This window comes from Ruegeria sp. THAF57, assembly GCF_903914075.1.
Classification (GTDB): Bacteria; Pseudomonadota; Alphaproteobacteria; order Rhodobacterales; family Rhodobacteraceae; genus Ruegeria.
Genome location: NZ_CAIWNQ010000004.1, coordinates 85,703 through 109,225, shown reverse-complemented (window position 1 = coordinate 109,225; position 23,523 = coordinate 85,703). Strand labels below are relative to the sequence as shown.

At 58.3% G+C, this 23,523-nt stretch carries 21 protein-coding genes; 10 read left to right on the top strand and 11 right to left on the bottom strand.

Annotated features, from left to right (window positions below; all coding sequences use genetic code 11):
- Nucleotides 1-139: 139 nt before the first annotated feature.
- The 3 genes from pgi to zwf are packed head-to-tail and all read right to left on the bottom strand — an operon-like array spanning nucleotide 140 to nucleotide 3,872.
- A complete protein-coding gene (pgi, locus tag RUESEDTHA_RS11825) occupies nucleotides 140-1,750 on the bottom strand; it encodes a glucose-6-phosphate isomerase (RefSeq protein ID WP_180887060.1) in 1,611 nt (536 codons plus the stop codon).
- 5 nt (nucleotides 1,751-1,755) lie between these two features.
- Complete coding sequence (pgl, locus tag RUESEDTHA_RS11820; protein ID WP_180887059.1) at nucleotides 1,756-2,427, bottom strand: 6-phosphogluconolactonase; 672 nt, start codon at nucleotides 2,425-2,427, stop codon at nucleotides 1,756-1,758.
- Entirely contained in the window at nucleotides 2,424-3,872 is a 1,449-nt protein-coding gene (zwf, locus tag RUESEDTHA_RS11815) for a glucose-6-phosphate dehydrogenase (protein WP_180887058.1), read from the bottom strand. The genes pgl and zwf overlap by 4 nt, the downstream gene beginning before the upstream one ends.
- A 162-nt stretch (nucleotides 3,873-4,034) precedes the next feature.
- On the opposite strand from zwf, the gene RUESEDTHA_RS11810 reads away from it, so the two are divergent.
- Nucleotides 4,035-4,988, top strand: a complete 954-nt coding sequence (locus RUESEDTHA_RS11810; protein WP_180887057.1) for a radical SAM protein — start codon at nucleotides 4,035-4,037, stop codon at nucleotides 4,986-4,988.
- On the opposite strand, the gene RUESEDTHA_RS11805 is transcribed toward RUESEDTHA_RS11810, so the two are convergent.
- Both RUESEDTHA_RS11805 and RUESEDTHA_RS11800 read right to left on the bottom strand, forming a co-directional pair.
- The gene (locus tag RUESEDTHA_RS11805) at nucleotides 4,989-5,687 is read right to left on the bottom strand and encodes a hypothetical protein (protein WP_180887056.1); all 699 of its coding nucleotides are present in this window, start codon (nucleotides 5,685-5,687) and stop codon (nucleotides 4,989-4,991) included.
- A 69-nt stretch (nucleotides 5,688-5,756) separates the two neighbouring features.
- Nucleotides 5,757-6,026, bottom strand: coding sequence for an usg protein (locus tag RUESEDTHA_RS11800; protein ID WP_171121572.1), 270 nt, complete (start codon nucleotides 6,024-6,026; stop codon nucleotides 5,757-5,759).
- 192 nt (nucleotides 6,027-6,218) lie between these two features.
- Between RUESEDTHA_RS11800 and gyrA the strand changes: the two genes are divergently transcribed.
- Nucleotides 6,219-8,942, top strand: coding sequence for a DNA gyrase subunit A (gene gyrA, locus RUESEDTHA_RS11795; protein WP_180887055.1), 2,724 nt, complete (start codon nucleotides 6,219-6,221; stop codon nucleotides 8,940-8,942).
- 210 nt (nucleotides 8,943-9,152) lie between these two features.
- On the opposite strand, the gene RUESEDTHA_RS11790 is transcribed toward gyrA, so the two are convergent.
- Genes RUESEDTHA_RS11790 through RUESEDTHA_RS11780 form a run of 3 tightly spaced genes read right to left on the bottom strand, consistent with a single transcriptional unit; the run spans nucleotide 9,153 to nucleotide 12,572 of the window.
- Nucleotides 9,153-10,622, bottom strand: coding sequence for a carboxypeptidase M32 (locus RUESEDTHA_RS11790; RefSeq protein WP_180887054.1), 1,470 nt, complete (start codon nucleotides 10,620-10,622; stop codon nucleotides 9,153-9,155).
- A gap of 1 nt (nucleotide 10,623) precedes the next feature.
- Nucleotides 10,624-11,769, bottom strand: coding sequence for a heme A synthase (ctaA, locus tag RUESEDTHA_RS11785; protein WP_180887053.1), 1,146 nt, complete (start codon nucleotides 11,767-11,769; stop codon nucleotides 10,624-10,626).
- A 59-nt stretch (nucleotides 11,770-11,828) separates the two neighbouring features.
- Nucleotides 11,829-12,572 carry an RNA methyltransferase gene (locus RUESEDTHA_RS11780; protein WP_180887052.1) on the bottom strand — a complete coding sequence of 248 codons (744 nt, stop codon included), beginning with the start codon at nucleotides 12,570-12,572 and terminating at the stop codon, nucleotides 11,829-11,831.
- Nucleotides 12,573-12,734: 162 nt separating this feature from the next.
- Between RUESEDTHA_RS11780 and RUESEDTHA_RS11775 the strand changes: the two genes are divergently transcribed.
- The 4 genes from RUESEDTHA_RS11775 (at nucleotide 12,735) to RUESEDTHA_RS11760 (ending at nucleotide 15,933) form a co-directional block, all read left to right on the top strand.
- Entirely contained in the window at nucleotides 12,735-13,352 is a 618-nt protein-coding gene (locus tag RUESEDTHA_RS11775; RefSeq protein WP_180887050.1) for a thiamine phosphate synthase, read from the top strand.
- Between the two features lie 45 nt (nucleotides 13,353-13,397).
- Entirely contained in the window at nucleotides 13,398-14,291 is an 894-nt protein-coding gene (locus RUESEDTHA_RS11770; protein ID WP_180887048.1) for a PfkB family carbohydrate kinase, read from the top strand.
- On the top strand, nucleotides 14,288-15,193 hold the full coding sequence (locus tag RUESEDTHA_RS11765; RefSeq protein ID WP_180887047.1) for a pseudouridine-5'-phosphate glycosidase: 906 nt from the start codon (nucleotides 14,288-14,290) through the stop codon (nucleotides 15,191-15,193). Before RUESEDTHA_RS11770 ends, RUESEDTHA_RS11765 begins: the two co-directional genes overlap by 4 nt.
- 62 nt (nucleotides 15,194-15,255) lie before the next feature.
- Entirely contained in the window at nucleotides 15,256-15,933 is a 678-nt protein-coding gene (locus tag RUESEDTHA_RS11760; protein WP_180887045.1) for a DUF502 domain-containing protein, read from the top strand.
- Here the strand turns inward: RUESEDTHA_RS11760 and RUESEDTHA_RS11755 are convergent, their stop codons facing one another.
- A complete protein-coding gene (locus RUESEDTHA_RS11755) occupies nucleotides 15,934-16,962 on the bottom strand; it encodes a patatin-like phospholipase family protein (RefSeq protein ID WP_180887303.1) in 1,029 nt (342 codons plus the stop codon).
- Nucleotides 16,963-17,023: 61 nt separating this feature from the next.
- Nucleotides 17,024-17,797: a 3-hydroxybutyrate dehydrogenase gene (locus RUESEDTHA_RS11750; protein WP_180887043.1), complete on the bottom strand. Its 774-nt coding sequence runs from the start codon at nucleotides 17,795-17,797 to the stop codon at nucleotides 17,024-17,026.
- Nucleotides 17,798-18,089: 292 nt separating this feature from the next.
- Here RUESEDTHA_RS11750 and RUESEDTHA_RS11745 point away from each other — a divergent pair, with 292 nt between their 5' ends.
- A complete protein-coding gene (locus RUESEDTHA_RS11745; protein WP_180887041.1) occupies nucleotides 18,090-19,904 on the top strand; it encodes an extracellular solute-binding protein in 1,815 nt (604 codons plus the stop codon).
- Between the two features lie 483 nt (nucleotides 19,905-20,387).
- The gene (locus RUESEDTHA_RS11740) at nucleotides 20,388-20,624 is read left to right on the top strand and encodes a hypothetical protein (RefSeq protein ID WP_171121584.1); all 237 of its coding nucleotides are present in this window, start codon (nucleotides 20,388-20,390) and stop codon (nucleotides 20,622-20,624) included.
- Here RUESEDTHA_RS11740 and RUESEDTHA_RS11735 read toward each other — a convergent pair.
- A complete protein-coding gene (locus tag RUESEDTHA_RS11735; RefSeq protein ID WP_171121585.1) occupies nucleotides 20,613-21,236 on the bottom strand; it encodes a helix-turn-helix domain-containing protein in 624 nt (207 codons plus the stop codon). The genes RUESEDTHA_RS11740 and RUESEDTHA_RS11735 overlap by 12 nt on opposite strands.
- A 65-nt stretch (nucleotides 21,237-21,301) precedes the next feature.
- Between RUESEDTHA_RS11735 and RUESEDTHA_RS11730 the strand changes: the two genes are divergently transcribed.
- Both RUESEDTHA_RS11730 and RUESEDTHA_RS11725 read left to right on the top strand, forming a co-directional pair.
- Complete coding sequence (locus RUESEDTHA_RS11730) at nucleotides 21,302-22,819, top strand: class I adenylate-forming enzyme family protein (RefSeq protein WP_180887040.1); 1,518 nt, start codon at nucleotides 21,302-21,304, stop codon at nucleotides 22,817-22,819.
- Entirely contained in the window at nucleotides 22,816-23,475 is a 660-nt protein-coding gene (locus RUESEDTHA_RS11725; protein ID WP_180887038.1) for a DsbA family oxidoreductase, read from the top strand. Before RUESEDTHA_RS11730 ends, RUESEDTHA_RS11725 begins: the two co-directional genes overlap by 4 nt.
- The last annotated feature ends 48 nt before the right edge of the window (nucleotides 23,476-23,523 follow it).

Sequence of the window (23,523 nt, the reverse complement as noted above, 5' to 3'; positions counted from 1 at the left end):
TTTCTTTGCGACAGTGCATTTGTTCCGCCCCCTGCAACAACCGGCAGGGCATCTGTTCGGGGACCCACCCTGCCAAGCATTTAATTTCCTGACAATAATAGAATGCAGCTTTCCGCTGCGGCAAAAAGAAGTTTTTTCCTCAGTCCCGATGGCGCATCACATACGCCACCAACGCGGCGGTCGAACCATCCTCTTCAGACGCCGATTCCTCACCTTCGATGATCGGGCCAAGGGATGTCGCCAATTCCTTACCCAGTTCGACACCCCATTGGTCAAACGAATTAATTCCCAGCAACACACCTTCGACAAATACACGATGTTCATACAGCGCAATTATCTGCCCCAGAACAAACGGTGTGAGTTTTGGGTATATCAATGTGGTTGACGGTCGGTTTCCGGAAAAGACCCGGTGGCGGGCCTGACGTTCCAGCTCGGCGCCTTCCAACCCCTTCGCAGCCATGCGTTGCCGTGCTTCGGGCAGCGAACGCCCCCGCATCAACGCCTCGGATTGTGCCAAACAATTTGCCAACAACAGATGGTGGTGATGCGAAAGTTCCGGCTCGTGCCCTTCGGCTGCAACCATGAATTCGCAGGGGATCACGTCGGTGCCTTGATGGATCAACTGATAGAAAGCGTGCTGCCCGTTGGTTCCGGGCTCGCCCCAGACAACGGGCCCGGAAGGAACCGCCAACGCTGTGCCATCCATCGCCACAGATTTTCCGTTCGACTCCATCTCGAGCTGCTGAAAATACGCAGCCAACCGCAACAACCGCTGATCATAGGGCAGAACCGCGCGGCTGGTATGGCCAAGAACCTGCCGATGCCAGATACCGACGAGAGCCAGCATGACAGGCATGTTTTCACCCCAGTCAGCCGCTCGGAAATGCACATCCATCGCCTGACCGCCCCGCAAAAAGGCATCAAAGGCATTCGACCCGACGGCGATCATCACGGGCAAACCAACCGGCCCCCAGACCGAGTACCTTCCGCCGACCCAATCCGCAAAGCCGAATACCCTGTTTTCAGGAATGCCAAAGGCTTGCGTCTTGTCCAAAGCGGTGGACACCGCCGCGAATTGTGTCGCCGGGTCGCCCCCACCTTCGGCCATCCACGCCCGAGCCGTGCGCGCATTGGTCATGGTCTCAACGGTTGTGAAGGTTTTCGAGGCGACAATGACCAGCGTCCGCGTCGGATCCAACTGTCTCAACGTATCGGCGATATGCGCTCCATCCACGTTCGACACATAATGCAACCGTGGCCCATCGTGATACGGCGACAAAGCATGAGTGGCCATAACCGGACCCAGATCGGACCCACCGATTCCGATGTTCACCACATCCGTAAAGCTGCCCCCTGCCCCAGTGACGGCACCGCTGCGCACCTCTTCGGCAAAGACCCGCATACGTTGAAGCGTGTCCAACACATCAGGCATGACATCCAGACCATCAACTTCTACCGGGCCACCGTCCAAATTGCGAAGGGCCGTATGCAGCACCGCGCGGCCTTCGGTTTCGTTGATCTTGGCACCACTGAACATTGCTTCGCGACGGTCGGCCAAATCTGCCTCATCGCATAACTGAATCAGGGCATCTCGGATCGACGTATCCAACTGTGTCTTCGAGTAATCAAACAGCAGGTCCCCGGTCGAGGTCGAGAAGATGCGCGCCCTGTCGGCCGATTGTTCGAACAAGTCCAAAATCGCGCGGTTCTGCGCGCCGACTGCCAGAGTTTTGAGGTTATCCAGTTTCATTGTCGTCACTCCGCCCAGTGAACCGTCATTCCACTTAGTACCGCTGCGATTGGTGCTTCTTCCGGATGCAAGGTAAGCGCTTGTTTCAACGCCTCGCGCTTTGCGGCCCCGAAGATCACCAGATGTTTGGACAAGGCCCCGTCCAGAACCGGTGCTGTCAGGGTTATGCGCGCTTCTGGCTGAACTTCGGTCCGAGCGATGGCCAGCGGCGGCGCGTGCTTATGAAGGGCCTCTTCCAATCCCTGCATTCCAGGAAACAATGACGCCGTATGCATGTCCTCTCCCATCCCCAGAACAAGAACCGACAGGGGAAGGACCGGAGTGATCAGGCTTTCGATTTCCGGCAGCACCGCCTCGGGGTCTTTGCCGTCCAGATACAGCGGAACATATTGCGCGGCGGATGCGCGATTTGTCAGCAGACGTTCGCGGATCAGTTTTTCGTTGGATCGGTCGCTATTGCCCGGCACGCAACGCTCATCCGTCGGCAAAATCCGCACCCTGTCCCATTCCAGATCAGCCGCACATAACCCGTCAAATATCGGCCCCGGAGTGGTGCCGCCGGGAACCGCCAGCGAAATCATGTCGTGATGCAGCAACGCGGCTTCCAGATCTCCGGCCAAGACGTTGGCGACGTCGATGGCCAGCATGTCCCTGTCAGCGTATTCCTGTATTTTCATGGGTTTATCCCTTGCCACCGGCGACCATCCCGTTTCATCAGCAGCTCGGCGTCGCCCGGGCCGGTGCTGCCACTTTCATATGGTTTCGGTACGTCCCCACTCGACTGCCACCCCGCGATGATAGGGTCGGTCCACGCCCATGCGGCCTCGACTTCGTCACCGCGCATGAACAGAGTCTGATTGCCGCGGATCACATCCATCACCAGCCGTTCATATGCGTCCGGCGGCTCTTGGTTTTCAGGCCCCAGTGCCTCGGCAAAGCTCATGTCCAAGGGCACGTCGACTAGACGCATGCCCCCCTGCCCAGGCTCCTTGATCGTCACCTTCAGGGTGATCCCTTCGTTCGGCTGCAGGCGGATCGACAGGACATTCGCGTGGCGACCAGCCTGTTCACCAAAGATCGAGTGCGGAGCATCCTTGAACATAACATTGATGACCGAAGAACGCGCCACCAACCGTTTGCCCGTCCGCAAATAAAACGGTGTACCGGCCCATCGCCAGTTGCTGATATGCGCCCGCAGCGCCACGTAACTTTCAGTGGTCGAACGTGGATTGCCCACGATCTGACGATAGCTGGGCCCGCCCCCTTCAAACTGGCCGCGCACAATATGATGTGGTTCAACCGGGTCCAGCGCGCGGATAACCTTGAGTTTTTCATCTCGCACGGCGTCCGGATCGAATTTCGCCGGCGGTTCCATCGCGATTAGGCACAAAAGCTGCATCAGGTGGTTCTGCATCATGTCGCGCATCGCACCGGCGCGCTCATAATACTCTTCCCGCCCGTCTATACCTACGGATTCGGCCACGGTGATCTGAATGTGATCTACGTACTGGCTGTTCCAGAGAGGTTCGAACAACATGTTTCCGAACCGCACTGCCATCAGGTTTTGAACCGTTTCTTTGCCCAGATAATGATCGATCCGGTAGATCTGCTTTTCCCTGAAATGCGTTGCCAAGGTCGCGTTCAGCACCTTAGCGCTGTCCAAGTCATGACCAAACGGCTTTTCCACGACAATTCGGGTCTGTTCGGTCGCAAGATCATGTGACTGAATTCGCTCGGCCAACGAACCGAACAGCCTTGGCCCAACGGAAAAATAGAAGGCGCGCACCCTGTCGGGCTGAAGCTTGGCCGCCAATGTCGACCACCCTTCGTCGGAACCACCATCCAGTGCAACATAATCGACGCATTGAAGAAATGCCGCAAGCGCCGCCGCATCTTTGCACTGGACCGAGGCATGCGTTTTCAGCGATTCGGCCACAACTTGCCGAAAGGTTGCGCCATCGTGCTTTGTTCTGGCGGCACCGATAATTTGCACCCCATCTGCCCATTGTCCGGCGCAAAAGCGACGGAACAGCGCCGGAAGGATCTTGCGCTGCGCCAGATCACCGGTACCGCCAAAAATGACCAGATCAAAGGGGTCGACGGGTATGACACGAGAAACCATGTGTTTTCCTTACCTTGCCCCTAAGGCCATGTCCAATGTTAGCGCAACCATTTTTGCAGCAATCTGCTTCATCACAACTCTGTCAGGTTGGTTCTGCCCACTTAACGAACACAAGCCAAGGCGTTAAGTCTTTCACACGAGCTCAAAGAACCGGAAACCGGAATGAAAGACAACGCCCCTCAAAGCGCCAACATTGGCAAATTTCAGAACAAATTGGTGACAGCAGACGGGCAAACCCGTGCGTCCGTGGCGTTGAAGAATCCTCAGACGCTTTGGTTCAATACTGGCACCTTGTGCAATATCGAATGCACCAACTGCTATATCGCAAGCAGCCCGACCAACAACGCGCTTGTCTATATTACAGCGGACGAGGTGCGCGCATATCTGGGTCAGATCGAAGAACGCGCGTGGCCGGTACGTGAAATAGGCTTCACCGGCGGTGAACCTTTCATGAATCCCCAAATGATCGAGATGACGCGCGCCGCGCTTGAACGTGGGTTCGAGGTTCTGATCCTCACCAACGCAATGCAGCCCATGATGCGTCCCAAGGTCCGCGAAGGCTTGTTGGACCTGCAACGTGACTTCGGCGACAAGCTGACTTTGCGGATTTCTGTCGATCACTTCCGCCCTGACCTACACGACGAAGAGCGTGGGCAAGGCAGCTTTGACAAGACCGTCGAAGGTATGAAATGGCTACGCGACAACGGGTTTCAAATGGCCGTGGCCGGGCGTTCGGTTTGGGGGGATACCGACGCAGAAAGCCGTGCAGGATATGCCGCGTTTTATCGGGCCCATGGTTTTGACATCGACGCGCAGAACCCCGCGCAGACCGTCCTGTTCCCCGAGATGGACGAAACCATCGAAGTGCCTGAGATCACAACCGCTTGCTGGGGCATTCTGGATAAATCACCCGAGGCGGTCATGTGCTCAAACGCTCGGATGGTCGTGAAACGCAAGGGCTCAGACAAACCCGGCGTGCTTGCCTGCACCCTGCTGGCCTACGAACCAGAGTTCGAGATGGGAGAAACATTGGCCGAGGCCGAAGCTGATGTCCACCTGAACCACCCGCACTGCGCCAAGTTCTGTGTATTGGGCGGCGCAAGCTGTTCGGGCTGATCAGTTCAACTCGGGCGACTTCCAGTATTTGGTTCCCGACGCCCCTGCCGAAACGCGCCACCCCTTCTTGCTAAGGACAAAGAAGGAACGGCCATCAGTAAACCTGAGTGTCTCGTCAGTGCGTTCTTCACCGTACATCGCGTCCGATTGGGCCGTAGCGTCGTATCCATAGTCAATGAACTTGTCCAAATCCGCCTGCGTTTCAAACAGGATAACGAACTTGGTTTCAAACCCACCGATTCCAATCGCGGCACCGACCCCTCCGGTTCCCATGTTCATATAGGTGTGCTGTCCGGTCTCTTTCGACACGGCCACACCGCGTCCGTATCCGGCGGACACCGGAAATACCGTCACCTTTCTGGAATCAAAAACCGCATATCCCGCGCTGACATCGTAAAGCGCCTGTGCTTCGGGGTTCTCAGCCATAAGCTGGGTAAGAACCTCGTTTGCCATGACGTCAAGTTTCGCGCGAGTCTCTTCCGGGGTGGCTTCGTTCGACATTAGATCGGCAGTGGAGTCGATGGTGTCATCCACGGCGCTCACGCCCTTTTCGACTGTGTTCCCAACCGACTCGGCCCCGCGCCCAATGGCGTTTGCAGTGTTTTCAGCACCCTTCTTGATTTTATCCAGGACGCCCTCGGCGGCGACGGGACCGCCAAGCAGTGTGGCGGCAAAAGCGAGATACAGAATTCGAGACATTGTGACTTTCCATATGGCAAACGGTTTGCATGCCACTCTACTCAATAAAACCGCGTTGAGAATGCCCGTTCAGTTTATCCTGAATTCACCGACCATGTTGCGCCATTCTCCGGGGGCAATCATTTTCCGGTGCGTGTACCTCACCGAATGCAGCGGTCCTTCAATCTCGCGCTGCCAGAATTCGATGAAATCAAACAGTTTCGGGTGGTCCGGAGCAAGATCGTAATCCTGCCAGATGAACGTATTCAGAACGTGGATATAGTCGGGCATGTGATAGAAGAATTCCGCCGTCGTCAGCCCATATCCCTTGAGCATTAATTCGGTTTCGCTTTGCTCCATGCAGACCTCCAATTTCTTGCAAGGTCTCGTTAGGGTAACATGGAAACCCTCAAACTATTGAATAACAATATGTTACTCCGGTGTTACTGTGGTTTTTTGCCTGAAATGCTCAGCTTGCTTGCACCTTATGTACCGGGTCTGATAAGATGCACACACAAGATATAGACCCAAGCCAAAGATCGGGCAGTTTACGTGAGCGATACGCCAGAAACCCCAGAAAACATGGATGAAACCCCGCCTGACCGTCCCGTTTATGACGGTCCGACGGTGTCCATCGAATCCGAGATGCGCACGTCCTATCTGGACTATGCCATGTCGGTCATCGTGTCCCGTGCGATCCCTGATCTGCGCGATGGCTTGAAACCGGTGCATCGGCGAATTCTGTACGCCATGCACGAAACCGGGAACACGCATGACAAGGCGTATCGTAAATCGGCGCGTCCCGTTGGCGATGTGATGGGTAAGTACCACCCGCACGGCGACAGCGCGATCTATGACGCGTTGGTGCGGATGGCGCAGGATTTCTCGATGTCGCTGCCACTGCTGGACGGTCAGGGCAACTTTGGTTCGATGGACGGCGATAACCCGGCGGCCATGCGTTATACCGAAGTGCGGATGGACAAACCTGCCGCATCCCTGCTGGCCGATATCGAAAAAGAAACGGTCGATTTTCAGGACAACTATGACGGCAAGGACAAAGAGCCGACCGTCCTGCCAGCCCGGTTCCCGAACATGCTGGTCAACGGGGCCGGTGGTATCGCAGTGGGCATGGCCACGAACATCCCGCCACACAATCTGGGCGAAGTGGTCGATGCTACGCTTGCACTGATCGACGACCCGGACCTGACCTCTGAACAGTTGATCGAATACGTCCCCGGCCCCGATTTCCCGACGGGCGGTGTGATGCTAGGCCGGTCCGGTGCGCGCAAAGCCTATCTGGAAGGTCGCGGTAGTGTCATCATCCGCGCCAAAACGCGGACCGAAGAAATTCGAAAAGACCGCTATGCCATCATCGTGGACGAGATCCCCTATCAGGTGAACAAGGCGTCGATGATCGAAAAGATCGCCGAGGCCGTGCGGGAAAAACGCATCGAGGGCGTGGCGCACGTACAGGACGAATCTGACCGCAACGGCGTACGGGTTGTTGTGGAACTGAAACGCGATGCAACGCCCGAAGTGGTTCTGAACCAGCTTTTCCGTTTCTCGCCGATGCAAACGTCCTTCGGCTGCAACATGCTGGCCCTGAATGGTGGTCGCCCTGAGCAGTTGACCCTGCGCCGGTTCCTGACTTCGTTCATCGACTTCCGTGAGGATGTCGTCGCCCGCCGCACAGCCTATGACCTGCGCAAAGCGCGGGAACGCAGCCACATCCTGTGTGGTCTGGCCGTGGCCGTATCAAACGTGGACGAAGTGGTTGCCACCATCCGGTCGTCGGCAGATGCCGCCGAGGCGCGCGAAAAGCTGATGACGCGCCGCTGGCCTGCAGCCGAGATCGAAGGGTATCTGCGCCTGATCGACGATCCTCTGTCCAAGATGAACGACGACGGCACCTATAACCTGACCGAGGTGCAGGCCCGTGCGATTCTGGAACTGCGCTTGCAACGCCTGACCCAACTGGGCGTCAAAGAAGTCACGGATGAGCTGGAGCAACTGGCTGCCAAGATCAAGGAATACCTGGATATTCTGTCCTCGCGTGAACGCATCATGTCGATCATCGGCGATGAGCTGCGCGAAGTTCGTGATCAGTTCGCCGTTCCCCGTCGTACCGAGATCGTCGACTGGTCCGGCGACATGGAAGACGAGGACTTGATCGAACGCGAAGACATGGTCGTGACCGTCACCTCGGGCGGCTATATCAAGCGTACTCCGCTGGCTGATTTCCGCGCACAAAAGCGTGGCGGCAAGGGCCTGTCGGGGATGCAGACCAAGGAAGAGGACGTCGTTACCAACCTCTTCGTTGCGAACACACATACGCAACTGCTGTTCTTCACCACCGAAGGGATGGTCTACAAGCTCAAGACCTGGCGTTTGCCGCAGTCCAGCCGCACCGGTAAGGGCAAGGCGATCGTCAACATCCTGCCGATCCCGACCGGCGTTTCCATTGCAGCGATCATGCCTGTCGATGTGCCGGATGAAGAATGGGAAAACCTGCAAATCGTCTTCGCCACCAGCGCGGGCGACGTGCGACGGAACCGTTTGTCAGATTTCACCAACGTACGCCGCAACGGCAAGATTGCGATGAAGCTGCCTGAAGATGTTGAACTGGTGAATGCACGCATCTGTTCCGAAGATGAAGATGTGATGCTGGTCACCAATTCTGGCCGTGCAATCCGCTTCCGCACCACTGACGTGCGCGTCTTCAACTCGCGCGAGTCGACCGGTGTGCGCGGTATCAAGCTGTCCAATGGCGACCGCGTTGTGTCGATGTCTGTCATCCGCCATTTCGAGGCCGGACCGGACGAGCGCGCCGCCTACCTCAAGATGCGCCGCGCCGTGGCAGGCATCGCCGATGACGGCGAAACGGACGAGGATGAAGCCGCACCCGGTTCGATCACGCAGGAACGCTATGCCGAGATGTCGGCAGCCGAGAACCTTATCCTGACGATCACCTCGGGGGGCGCTGGCAAGCTGAGTTCCAGCCACGATTACCCGGTTCGCGGGCGCGGTGGCATGGGCGTTGCGGCAATGGACAAGGCCATGCGCGGTGGTGAACTGGTGGCATCGTTCCCGGTTGAAATCGACGACCAGATCATGCTGGCAACCTCCAAGGGCCAATCAATCCGTGTGCCGGTTGAAGGCATTTCCTTCCGCTCGCGTAGCGCGGGCGGTGTACGGGTGTTCAATACCGGCAAGGGCGAAGAAGTCGTCAGCGTTGCCTGGATCGCCGATCAGGGCGACGAGGACGAAGACGAATAAGCCAGCCCGAAAGAACCTGTAAGACCCCGTAGGCCAGCCTGCGGGGTTTTTCATTAAACGTCGCGCTCTGGTTGGCCAGATTCAAAGGACCACAGTCCCTACACAGGTTTCAGCGCATTCCAGATAGACGAACACCCCTCTCCATCCGTATCCGGGGCACTTTATTGGCGGGGGGAGGAAATCACGTGCCTACGCGTTCAAGCGGGCATGTTACAGGCCGTAAATCTCGCCAAACTTATCTTCCAGATAGGCCATCAAAGGCTCTGGCCCAGGCTCAACCCCGCTTGCACGGGTAATAATGTCACGCGGGGCATAAAGTCCGCCATATTGCTGCAGATTTTCGCGCAACCACCCCGTTGCGCCCGAGGTATCGCCCTGCGCCAGTTGCGTATCCAGATCAGGCAGCGCCGCGCGCAGGGTCTGGTAAAGGCATCCGGCATAGACATTGCCCAGTGAATAGGTCGGGAAGTAGCCAAATAGACCCACCGACCAATGCACGTCCTGCAAGCACCCGTTCGAGGGCTTATCGACCGCATAGCCGAAATCGGCTTTGAACCGGTCATTCCACGCGACCTCCAGATCGTTGACCTGCAAGTCCCCGGCCATCAGGGCGCGCTCCAGATCAAAGCGCAGCATGATGTGCAGGTTATATTGCACCTCATCCGCCTCGGTACGGATGTACCCGTTATGGACGCCGTTGACGGTGGCGTAAAAGGCGTCGGCGTCGCTGATCCCGAAATCGCCAAAGGCTGCTGTCATCTGATCGAACAACCAGCCGGTAAAGGCGCGGGATCGGCCCAACTGGTTTTCGTAAATCCGGCTTTGGCTTTCATGGACACCCATCGACACCCCACTGCCCAGCGGGGTCAACGCATAGGCTTGGTCGATGCCTTGTTCATAAGCGGCGTGGCCGACCTCATGAATGGTCGAGTAGAAACAGTTGAACGGGTCGGTTTCACTGGTACGGGTGGTGATACGCACATCCAGCCCACTACCCGAGCTGAACGGATGCACGGCCTTGTCCACACGACCTGTGTTGAGGTCATATCCAAAGGTTGTCGCCAGCTTCTGCGACAGCCGCATCTGTGTCAGCTCGTCAAACGTGCCTGTCAGGGCCTGCGGCGCGGGGCGGTCCAGCACACCGGCGCGCAGGGCCACCAGACGTGGGCGCATCTGGTCAAAGATTTCGGCGATCTGGGTACCGGTTGTGTAGGGCTCATAGTCCTCGACCATGGCGTCATAGACATCGCCGCCTTGGGCCAGCGCCTCGCCCTCCTGACGTTTCAGGGCGACGACCTCTTGCAGCACGGGCAGGAACGCCGCTACGTCCTCATCCGCGCGCGCCTGTGCCCATGTGCCCTGCGCGGCCGAGGTCACGCGGGCAATCGCCTTGGCCAGATCGGCGGGCACTTTGACCGTGCGCTCATAGGATCGGCGGATTTCGCGGATCTGCGCTTGGCCCACCTCATCCTGCGGGTCGGCCTGATCCAGCCACTCCGCCACGCGCGGGTCGGATCGACGGGCATGCAGAACGGCTTCGATCGCGGCCATTTCCTCGGCCCGTTGCGGGGCGGCCCCGCGTGGCATCATCGTTTCCTGATCCCAGCCCAGCCGCCCGGCAATCTGCCCCAGCGCCGAGGTTTCGCGTTGAAAGGCCATCAGGTCATCAAAGGCGGTCATGTCACGCTCCGCGGATCGAAGTTGCGATTGGATAAGCGGTCAGGAAACGCGCGCGCAAGATCAGAGTCCAGACGACAACGGCCATGAACTGATGGAAGATCGCGATCTGCCACGGCGCGGCATAGACCACGGTCACAATACCGATTACCACTTGCAGTGCCAGCGCCGCAAAGGCCGCGTTAAAGGCGAACCGGGTTTGCGAATGTGCGCTGGTACCGCCGCGCCGCCAGACGATGACACCGAAGATCAGCAACAGGTAGCCCGCACAGCGGTGAATGAACTGCACCAATCCTGGGCTTTCGAAGAAGTTGCGCCACATCGGCTCAAGAATGGTGGCATCAGGAGGCAAAAGCTGCCCGCCGATCAGAGGCCAGTCGGTATAGGATCGCCCCGCGTCGATCCCGGCCACCAAAGCGCCAATCAGGATTTGCAGGAACGCGAAATGCATAAGGCCGGTCGAGAGAGAGAACAGCTTTGCCTCTTTCGCGCGGCGGGCCTGCATCAAGTCACGTTCTTCGCGGCCTAGCTCAAAGATGTACCATGCAAGGAACCCGAGGATCACAAAAGCCAGCCCCAGATGCACAGCCAGACGATAGCTGGCGACGGCGGTCATACCCTCGCCCTGCGTTACGCCCGAGGCGACCATCCACCAGCCCACTGCGCCCTGAACCCCGCCCAAAGCACCGGGTATAAGCAGCTTACCCGTCCAACCAGTTGGAATTTTCCGCGCCATAAGGAACCCAAAGAACCCGATTGCCCAGACCAGACCAATCACGCGGCCCAGTTGGCGATGGCCCCATTCCCACCAGTAGATCGTTTTGAAATCGTCCAATTCCATCCACTGGTTCTGGATGCGCCACTGGTCGATTTCTTTGTATTTGTCGAACTCGGACTGCCAGTCGGCTTCGGACATCGGCGGGATTGCCCCGGTGATGGGCCGCCACTCGGTGATCGACAAGCCGCTATCGGTCAGGCGCGTCAGACCGCCCACCGCGATCATGATCACAACCAGCGCAAACAGGATTATCAGCCAAGCCCGGATCGCCTTGCGTGCACCACCACGGTCACGATCGATCATACCGGGCTGAACCGCCTCTTGCTTTTGGTCGCCCGAGACCTCTTCGAAGATGCTGCGCTTGCCGCTCATGCTGTCCTCATGTCCTTGTTTCGTCGCACGCTAGGGTGAAGCGGAAGATAGGTCCAGCCTCAGCCCTTGTCCTTCCAGCGGACCATCTGCCGCATGATCCCGTGCAGCATCTGCACATCAGCCCGCGTCATCCGCATCCGCGACCACAGGTTGCGCAGGTTGGTCTTCATCCCTTCGGCCTTTTCGGGGGGATAGAAAAAGCCCGCCTGATCCAGCCGGTCCTCATAATGTTCAACCAGCTTTTCAACCTCGATCCCCGTGGCCCAATCACCCTTGCCCAGATCGGTGGCCTCATGCACAACATCCGCGCTTTGGCGCATCCACTCATATGCAGTCAGCAACACGCACTGCCCAAGGTTGAGCGAGGCATATTCCGGGTTAACCGGCACCGAGATGATGGCGTTTGCCTTGGCGATATCCTCATTCTCAAGCCCTGCGCGTTCGGGGCCGAACAGCACGGCGACCTTTTCGCCCGCGGCAACCTTCTCTGCGGCCATCTGCATGGCGCGTTCCGGGCTGTAGACGGGCTTGGTCAGGCCCCGTTGGCGCGCCGTAGTGGCGAAGACGAAGGTGCTGTCAGCCAACGACCCGGCCAGATCGTCAAACAACTGCGCCTCATCCAGCAACCGCCCTGCCCCGCTTGACATGGCAACGGCCTTGGGGTTCGGCCAGCCATCGCGCGGCGCCACAATCCGCATTCGGTCCAGCCCGAAATTCCACATCGCGCGCGCGGCGGCGCCGATGTTTTCCCCCATCTGAGGGCGCACAAGCACAAAAGAAGGCTGAGGTTGATCGCTGGGCATAGCTTACTCCGAAAGTTCCGCCTGCTCTAATCTCCCGGCCTGGTTAGGGCAAGCCGCCGCTGCTTCTTCTGTTCCCAAATACCCGCTCGGCAGGCTAAAAAGTTTGCTTCCCCCGCTCAATCCGCTAAACCGCGCCGAGAACTGAAAACTGAAGGACGCGCCATGGACACTCCCGAGCAGCCGCAGATTTACCTGATTACGCCTCCGACCATTGCGCTTAGTACCTTCCCCGACCAATTGGGCCGCGTGCTGGACAGCACCGAAATCGCCTGCATCCGCTTGGCCTTGGCGGGCAGCGACGAAGACACCATCGCCCGCGCGGCGGATGCCTCCCGCGAGGTTGCCCATGCGCGTGATGTCGCCATCGTCATCTCAAACCATGTTCTGCTGGCGCAACGGCTGGGTTTGGACGGGGTACATCTGGATGATGGTGCCCGATCAATTCGGGCTACGCGCAAAGAACTGGGCGCGGATGCCATCGTCGGCAGCTTTTGCGCGGCCTCCAGCCATGACGGCATGACCGCAGGCGAAAACGGCGCGGATTACGTGGCTTTCGGCCCGGTCGGTACATCAACTTTGGGCGACGGTACGATCGCCGAAAAAGACCTGTTCCAGTGGTGGTCTGAAATGATCGAGGTGCCGGTTGTCGCCGAAGGCGGCCTGACGCCCGAGCTGATCCGTGACCTCGCCCCCCATACCGATTTCTTCGGCATCGGCGACGAAATCTGGTCGCAGGACGATCCGCTTGCTGCGCTAAAAACGCTCACCGACGCGATGTGAGCGTTAACCCTTGCACCTGCTGTGACGCTGCGGCATGACACGGGCATGACTCAGACTAGTGACATCCTGTGTATCGGCTCGGTCCTGTGGGACGTGATCGGACGCTCGGCCAGCGCCATGCGGCAGGGATCCGACGTGCCGGGGCGGATCACACGCCTGCCTGGCGGCGTGGCGATGAATATCGCCATGACGCTGGTGCGGTTCGGCATGACGCCCACCTTGCTGACTGCCATTGGCCGCGACCCCGAAGGGGATGAGCTGGTCCATGCCTGCGCCCGGCTGGGCATGGTCACGGATCACATCTACCGCTCGCTGGATTTGCCGACCGACCGTTATATGGCGGTCGAAGGCGCCAACGGGCTGATCGCCGCCATCGCCGACGCGCACTCGCTCGAGGCTGCGGGGGCCAAGATTCTGCGCCCGCTGATGCACGGGCCACTGGGCTTTGAGAACACGCCGTTCGAAGGCCCGATTGCGCTGGACGGCAACCTGACGCTGACCCTGCTGGAAGACATCGCCCAAAGCCCGGCCTTTGCCAAAGCCGATCTGCGTGTGGCTCCGGCCTCGCCCGGCAAGGCCGAGCGCCTGCTGCCTTTCCTCAAACACGCCCGCGCGACGCTTTATGTGAATCTCGAAGAAGCTGGCATTCTGTGCCAACGCGAGTTCACCGATTCCGAAAGCGCCGCCAAAGGTTTGCTGGACCGGGGCGCGCTGCGGGTGTTGGTAACAGACGGCGGCAACTCTGCCACCGTCGGCACCTCGGATGAAATCCTGACCCAGACACCCCCGTCCGTTCTGGTCACGCGTGTGACCGGCGCAGGCGATACATTCATGGCGGCCCACATCGCCTCAGAATCCGGTGGCGCGTCTAGCGATGAGGCTTTGACCCGCGCCCTGCACGCCGCCGCCACTTACGTTTCCGGAGAAACCCCACTGTGATCGACATCCAATACTCGGCCGAATTCCGCGCCGCCAAAGACGCGGGCCACCCCATCGTTGCGCTGGAAAGCACCATCATCACCCACGGCATGCCCTACCCGCAGAATATCGAGGTCGCAGCGCAGGTCGAACAAGATATCCGTGACGCAGGGGCCGTACCCGCCACCATGGCGGTGATTAAAGGCAAGCTGCATGTGGGGCTCGAGGCTGACCAACTAAAGGCGCTGGGACAGGCGCAGGGCGTCGCCAAAATCTCACGCGCCGACATGGCCGCTTGCATCGCCACTGGCGGCACCGGCGCCACCACCGTCGCCGCCACGATGATCGCTGCGCAATATGCCGGGATCGAGGTCTTTGCCACCGGCGGCATTGGTGGCGTACATCAAGGAGCCGAGACTACGTTCGACATCTCGGCAGACCTGCATGAGTTGGCGCAAACCCGCGTGACCGTGGTGGCAGCAGGGGCCAAAGCGATCCTTGATCTGGCCAAAACGCTCGAGGTGCTGGAAACGCTGGGCGTGCCCGTCATCGCCTATGGTCAGGACGAATTCCCTGCCTTCTGGTCGGCGCAATCGCCCTATGCAGCGCCTTTGCGCATGGACAGCGCAGCAGAAATCGCCAAGGCACACGCCACCCGCCGCGCGCTGAACCTGCCCGGCGGCCAGTTGGTCGCCAACCCGATTCCTGCCGCTGATCAAATCCCGGCGTTGGAACTGGCCCCGATCATCGCCTCAGCTCAGGCTGATGCCGACGTACACAGGATCACCGGCAAAGACGTCACCCCCTACCTGCTGCAACGCATTTATGAACAGACCGAGGGACGATCGCTGGCCGCGAACATCGCATTGGTCAGAAATAACGCAAAATTGGCCGCCGGCATCGCCCGCGCCCTGTCCGAGTGAGCAAAGCTATTGTACCAAAGCCCCGGACTGCTTAACTAAATCGGCAAACACGCAGGACCGTAATGAACACGCCCTTTGACGAAGAACCTCACCGCCGACCGGGCCTGTTTTCCCGGCTGCGCGCGTCATTTCTGACGGGCATCGTTGTCATTGCGCCGGTCTGGTTGACCATCTGGCTGATCTGGTCCGTGGTGGGCTGGATCGACAGCGCGGTCCTACCGCTGATCCCGCAGAAATTCCAACCCTCGGAATATGTGGGGGTGAACCTGCGCGGTGTGGGCGTGGTGATCTTCCTGATCTTCACCGTGCTGGTCGGCTGGATTGCCAAAGGAATTCTTGGCCGCTCGCTGATCCACTTTGCCGAAAGCCTTGTGAACCGGATGCCGGTGGTGCGCTCTGTTTATTCCGGGATCAAGCAAATATCAGAAACGGTGTTTGCACAGACGGAACGATCCTTTGAAAAAGCCTGCCTGATTCAATATCCCCGCCGGGGCATCTGGGCGATCGGATTTGTCTCGACCACTGCGCGGGGCGAGGTCAGCGACCGCGCTGAAACAGGTGGCAACCTGTTGAGTGTTTTTGTCCCAACCACACCCAATCCGACCTCTGGGTTTCTGCTGTTCTTCCCGGAAGAAGACGTAATCCTGTTGGACATGTCGATCGAGGACGCGGCCAAACTGGTGATTTCGGCAGGTCTTGTTTATCCCAACGATAAAGACCCGACACAGCCGCCTGAGTGATCAGCCGAACATTTCGGGCAGATTGACCGTGCTGCGCGTGCCCAGATCGGATTTGTGCTGCGTCAGAAACCGATCCATGGCTCTGCGCCCTGCATCCTTGAGTTTGTGCAACACCACCGGGTTTGGCACAGTCTTGGTGGCCACCGACAAATCATTCATAAGATCATCATCTGCGATCATATGAACCAGAACCCGGCTCATCTCTCCGGCCTTTAGTTTTCCATCCGCCAAGAGACGCTGAACAAAGCTGATCGCGCGCAGCTCCCGAAACAGAGAGGAATTAAAACTGATCTCATTAATACGGTTCTGAATCTGCTGCGGCGTCCGCGGTATCTCGTCCCGTTCCAGCGGGTTTATATTCACGATCACCACATCGTCTGGCAGGTCACCATTGAACAACGGATAAAGTGCCGGATTGCCGGTATATCCGCCATCCCAATAAGCCTCGGTCCTGCCGGATTTGGGATCAAAAATCTCGACAGCCTGAAACAGGTTCGGCAAACAGGCCGAGGCCAAAATAGCATCGGTCGAAACCTCTTGCCCGGTAAAAACCCGTATCTTCCCGCTGCGTACACAGGTTGCACAGACAAAAAGCTGCGGCCCTTCATCTGCACAAATCTCGTCAAAATTGAACCGATCCACCACGGGCTCAAGCGGATTGCGGTAAAACGGACCATACGCATAAGGCGAGACCAGTCTCGACCATGCATCGCCCACGGAAAACGGCAGCGAATATTCCATGGCCTGAGCGATCTGCGCAGGCTCCAACGACTGCATCCAGTTGGCAAGCCGCATGTCACCAACCGCACCCATCCGGGACCAAAGACCATTCAGATTTTCCCGCGCCCCCGAGCGCCCGTCGTGCACCATGCCCGATTTGAACGCCGCCCCATTCAACGCCCCGGCCGAGGTTCCAGTAATCGCCGCGACCTCGATATCCTCTTCATCCAGAATTCGATCCAACACACCCCAGGTAAACGCCCCATGTGCGCCACCGCCTTGCAAAGCCAGATTGATCCTCTTCACGATCCCACCCCTTCTTCTGTTTATAAATACTTCGGGGGTGTGGGGGCAGCGCCCCCACGTAATCTCACAAAGCCGTCCAGCCGCCATCCACGGAAATCGTCGTCCCCGTGATCTGCGCCGCAGCGTCCGAGCACAGGAAAACCGTGGTCCCGCCCAGTTGCTCGACAGTTGCAAATTCTTTCGACGGCTGCCGCTCCAGCAGGACGTTCTTCACGACGTCCTCGCGGCTCATGTTGTATTCCTTCATCGTGTTCGGAATCTGAGCGTCCACCAAAGGCGTCAGCACATAGCCCGGACAAATCGCGTTGCAGGTGATTGGTTCCTGCGCGGTCTCAAGTGCAATTGTCTTCGTCATCCCCACGACCCCGTGTTTCGCCGCGACATACGCTGCCTTATAAGGAGAGGCGGTCAGCCCATGCGCCGACGCGATATTGACCACACGACCCCATCCTGCCTTTCGCATCATCGGCAGAGCGGCAGCAGTCGTGTGAAAGGCCGAGCTCATGTTGATCGCAATGATTGCATCCCACTTGTCGACCGGAAACAGGTCGATCGGCGAGACATGCTGAATACCCGCATTGTTAACAAGGATATCGCAGACCCCGGCCTGTTCGATCAGGGCGCGGCATTCGTCCCCCTTGGACATATCTGCCTTGATATAGCGCGCGTTGGTGCCAGTCTCCTGAGAGATTTCCGCAGCAAGGGCGTGATCTTCGTCAAGGTCGGTAAAGGAATTCAGAACCACATCTGCGCCGGCCTTGGCCAATTCACGAGCAACCCCCAATCCGATCCCCGAGTTCGACCCCGTTATGATTGCCGTTTTTCCCTTAAGGCTCATGGCCGCTCTCCCTTAGAATCCGTATCGGCGACACAGTGCCATGCTGCACGTGCAAAGAAAACGAAGAATGACCCTGCGGAACGGATTGACAAATACTCGGCCAAAAAAAACGCCCGCACGAAGCGGGCGTTAAGTTATTGAGGCAGGTTTCATACAGGCAAGAAACCTATCGAGCAGTGCACCCTTTATAAGCAATTCCACGCCTTCGTCCAAGCTAAAAGTTTGAAAAGAAGAAAAATCATCGGTACGATGAATCCCAACAAAATAAGGCCAGAGCAGGATTGTTTCCAAAATGAGCCCCGATTTTCTACGACCCGCACGCCCAGTGATCACGGGAATCACTTTCCTTTTGGGGGCCGCAATCGCCAGTGCAGAATCGGCGCATGGCATAGCTATGTACGCAGAGCCCGCCCTACCACCGGATTTTGTGTCTCTGCCTTACGCAAACCCCGACGCGCCCAAAGGCGGGAAAGTCGTTTTCGGAAATACGGGCGGCTATAACAGTTTGAACCCGTTTGTGCAAAAAGGGACGTCTCCCTGGCAATTGCGGTTTTGGACGCATGAAAGCCTGATGGGGCGATCTTGGGACGAACCTTTCACACTTTATGGCTTGTTGGCCGAATCAGTTGAGACCGCTCCGGACCGGTCTTGGGTCGAATTTACACTGCGCGAAGGGGCACTGTTTTCGGACGGCACACCCGTCACCGTGGATGATGTCATCTGGTCGTATGAGATTTTGGGAACCGAAGGGCATCTGCGGTATCGCGGTCTTTGGGGCAAGATCGACAGCATCGAAGCAACCGGCCCGCGCACCGTGCGGATCACCTTCAATGAGCCCGACCGCGAGCTGGCCTTGATCGCCGGTCTGCGCCCGATCCTGCAAAAGGCACAATGGGACGGTAAGGATTTTGCCAATGCCACACTGCACGATATTCCCGTAGGCACAGGCCCCTATGTAATCGACAGTTATGAGCCGGGACGATACGTCAATCTGCGGCGTAACCCCGATTACTGGGGAAGCGATGTTCCATTCCGTCGGGGTACGATGAACCTTGATGAGATGCGGATCGAATTCTACGGGGACGGCACCGTTCTGTTTGAGGCCTTCAAAGCCGGTGAGCTGACCGCCGTACGCGAATTCAATGCAGACAAGTGGGAAACACAGTACAACTTCCCAGCCGTTCAGCGCGGCGATGTAGTAAAAACCGAAATCCCTCATGGCAAGCCATCGGGTATGACCGGCTATGTCATGAACACCCGCAAAGCGCCTTTCGACGACTGGCGCGTTCGCGAAGCTCTGACGCTGGCTTTCAATTTTGAGTTCATCAACGACACGATCACCGGCGGGGCGCAGCCCAGGATCACGTCCTATTTCTCGGGCTCCGATCTCGCCATGCAGCCGGGCGCGGCGACTGGCCGCGTGGAAGAGCTGCTTCAACCCTACGCCGCAGACCTGCCGCCCGGAACGCTTGAGGGATACGTCCTGCCGGAAGGTGACGGCTCGGCCCGCAACCGGTCAAACATCCGTAAAGCGACCAAGCTGCTGTCCGACGCAGGCTGGACCATTCAGGACGGCGTCCTTCGCAACGCAAACGGTGATGCGTTCACGCTGAACGTGTTGCTGCAACAGGGCGATAGCGAAGGCGAGACCGCCATCGAGATCTATAGCCGAGCGCTGGAACGTCTGGGGATTCAGGTATCAACAGAACAGGTAGACAGCGCGCAATTCACGGGGCGTACCTCGGATCTGGATTTTGACATGACGTTTTTCCGACGCGCCCTCTCGTTATCGCCGGGCAACGAACAACGACTGTATTGGGGAAGTGAAAATGCCGATACGCCCGGCACACGCAACCTGATGGGCGTCGCCTCACCTGCTGTGGACGGATTAATTGATGCCATGCTTGCGTCAGAAAGCCATGAGGACTTCGTTGCCGCCACCCGCGCCTTGGACCGCGTGTTGACGGCAGGTCGGTACGTCATTCCGATCTGGAATTTCGACGTCGGACGGATCGCGCACGCCAAAGAACTGAAGCAACCGGAAACTCTGCCAATTTACGGCGACGGGCCCGAGTATATGCCGCAGGTCTGGTGGTTCGAAGAGTAACGCAAACGCGCGGACCAGACCCGATCTCAGGCGGAATTCAATTGCGTTCGGCTTTTCGGCGAAAAACGGCACACGCGCCAATAGCCCCAACATCTTGCGACACAAATTGGGGCGCCTGCTACAGATTGGTACGCATACTAATTTGAGTTAATAACCAGAAACTTCGCACAAAAAGCTTTACGCAATGTATCCGTGCGTTGTAGCCTTGCCGCATTATAGCGCTTTGTGCGACCTGATTATTGCTTTGAATTTCGGAACATAGCTTTTTCTCAGCCTCGCAGCGTGCGCCTTTCACGGACCAGCCCCCACTCACTCCAAACTTGGGTCCGTATGCCCGTTGCGGATTGCCTGCAACGGGCATTTTGATCCTTGCAGCAGATCGGAAATGGGTGCGACATTTTGTCATGCGCTGACGATCCATGCCCCTTCGTACCCTGTTTATGGCCGAGCAGCTTTGAAACCTGGAAACCGGAAAGCTTGCAGATGTTGAACTGGAATGACCTGACGCAAGACTGGGACGCAATGTATTCGCGCGCCAAACGGCGCTTTCCAAACCTGCGCGACAAGGACAAGCCGCTGTTCAGCAAGGATCGCAAAGGATTTGAGGCTTACCTTGCAGAACGTCACCACCTGACAGTGAACGAAGCCCACGAAGAGCTTGAGGACTTTCTGTTCACGGAAGGCCTGAACCGAGAATTCAGCCGGTCGTTAACTAAGTGACGTCACCCAAAGGATCGTCGCGTCTTCGTCGCTGACAGACACCACGTTGTGCCCCATGCTGCCGTCGTAATAGGCGCTGTCGCCGCGGCGCATTTCCACAGGTTCATAAAACTCGGTGTACAGACGCACGACGCCTGTAAGCACGTAAAGAAATTCTTCCCCGTCGTGGCGAACCCAGCCCTCGAACTCGTCCATCGACCGCGCCCGCACACGCGCCCGATAGGGCAGCATCTGCTTTTTCGTCAGCGTTTCGGCCAGCAACTCGTGCTCGTACGTCGTCGTGGGATGGGCTGTGCCCTCTCCCATCCGCGTGACAGCCATACGGCCAATCACCTGTTCCCGCTGTGGCGGGGTGAATAGCTGGGGCACTGAAATCTCAAGCCCGGTCGCCAGCTTTTTCAGCGCATCATAAGTCGGAGACATCTGACCATTTTCGATTTTGCTGAGTGTCGAACGCGCCAACCCCGCCTGAGTTGCCGCTTGTTCCAACGTCCATTTGCGCGCCTTGCGCAGCTCGCGCACGCGGGCGCCAAGGTCCAGCGGCTCAACCTCCGCGGGCTCGCCCGAGTCTCGGGCCAATCGGATCAGGGATGTCTGTTCGTGCGTACTCATGTGCAATTCTATAGGGCCAGGTTGACCTGCTTGCAACGTAACAGACGTCGCGTTAGCCAGTCGTTATGCTTTCTGTCTTCGATCAAGGCCCTGCTTTGGCCTGTCCATCCCCGTTCAATCTGGCGGCGCATGTGTTGCGTCAGGCCGATCGTCTGGCCGGCAAAATCGCCCTGTCAGTCGTCGGGTCGACCAAGGCGCAACACTGGTCATACACACAGTTGAAACGCGCCATCCTTGGCACCGGAACTGGCTTGCTGCAGTCCGGCCTAAACCCCGGAGACATCGCGTTGATGAGGCTGGGAAACACGGTCGACTTCCCCATCGCCTATCTAGGTGCGATATCGGTGGGGATCGTGCCTGTACCGACCTCGTCCCAATTGACCGAACCTGAAATGGCAAAGATCATCCAAGACCTAAAGCCAGCAGCCGTTCTGCGCGACCTGAACGTGGCCTGCGCCAACCACCCTGTGCAGATCACTTTGTCCGATCTGACTGCCATGCGGGACTTGCCCCCAGCAACATTCCAGATGGGCGATCCCGAGAGGATGGCTTACGTCGTCTATACCTCGGGCACCTCTGGGAAACCTCGGGCTGTTGCACATGCGCATCGCGCGATTTGGGCCCGGCAGATGATGGTGGATGGATGGTATGGTCTGCGCGAAGACGACCGCCTGTGCCACGCCGGAGCATTCAACTGGACCTACACATTGGGCACGGGGTTGATGGACCCTTGGACGATCGGCGCGACAGCGTTGATCCCAGAGCCCGGAACCGATCTGTCCACCCTTCCCGCCCTTCTGCGCGACCACCAAGCCACTATTTTCGCGGCCGCTCCGGGCGTCTTTCGAAAAGTCGTCGGAACGACTGATAAGTTAGCCCTTCCACACCTAAGGCATGGGCTGTGCGCAGGTGAAAAGCTGTCGCCCACGCTTCATACACAATGGAAACACGCCACCGGGACCGAACTGTTTGAGGCCTATGGCATGTCCGAATGCTCGACCTTCATCTCATCCAGCCCCGAACACCCCGCGCGGGGTGAGGCCTTGGGCCAACCGCAGCCCGGTCGCCGCGTGGCGATCCTTGGGCCGGATGGCCCAGTCCCGCAAGGAACCGAAGGCACCATCGCCATCCACCGCTCGGATCCTGGCCTGATGCTAACCTATCTGAATGCCCCGGACGAAGCGCAGGCGCGGATGCAGGGCGATTGGTTTCTGACCGGCGATCAGGGCGCGATGGCTGTGGATGGGCAGATAACCTATCTGGGCCGTGACGACGATATGATGAACGCGGGCGGGTACCGCGTGTCCCCGGTCGAGGTTGAGGCCGTGCTGTCACAATACCCCGGCATCACGCAGGCAGGTGCCGCCGCCGTCGAGGTGAAACAGGACACATTCCTGATAGCAGCCTTCTATACAGGCCCGGAAAAGCTGGACGAAGATGCCCTGCGCACCTATGTGGAAGCAAATCTGGCGCGCTACAAGCAGCCGCGCGCCTTTATCCACCTGCCCGAGCTGCCGACTGGCGGCAATGGCAAACTCCTGCGCCGGGCGCTTCCGGCCTATTTCAAGGCGACCACCGAATGACTCAGACCGTCAAGCTTGACATCATGTCCGACCCGATCTGCCCGTGGTGCTATATCGGCAAGACCCATCTGGACAAGGCGCTGGCCGCGGTCCCGGATCACCCATTTGTCATCGAATGGCATCCTTTCCAACTGAACCCCGACATGCCTGAAGAAGGCATGGGCCGCCGCGAATATCTGGAGCGCAAGTTTGGCGGCAAAGAAGGTGCTGTCCGTGCCTACGCCCCGGTTGTTCAGCACGCAGAAAACGCTGGCCTGAAAATCGACTTTGAAGGGATGAAGCGCACTCCCAACACGCTGGACGCCCACCGCCTGATCCACTGGGCCGGGATCGAAGGGAAACAAAACGCGGCGGTCGACGCCCTGTTCGATGCCTATTTCGTTCAGACACGCGACATCGGAGACCACGAGGTTCTGGCGGACATCGCCGACGGTATCGGTATGGACGCTGCGATCGTTTTGAAACTGCTGAAATCAGATGCTGATCGTCAGGACATAAGCGACCGCGACACGCATTCGCGCCAGATGGGAGTGAACTCGGTCCCGACATTTATCGTCGCCAACCAGCACGCAGTTCCCGGCGCCCAACCTCCTGAAATGTGGGAGCGCGTGATCGGTGAAATCATGTCTCAGCTTGAGGCTTCCCCTGCAAATTAGCACAGCACTATGTGCACATTTAGTCTCTGGTGCCACCTGACCTACCGT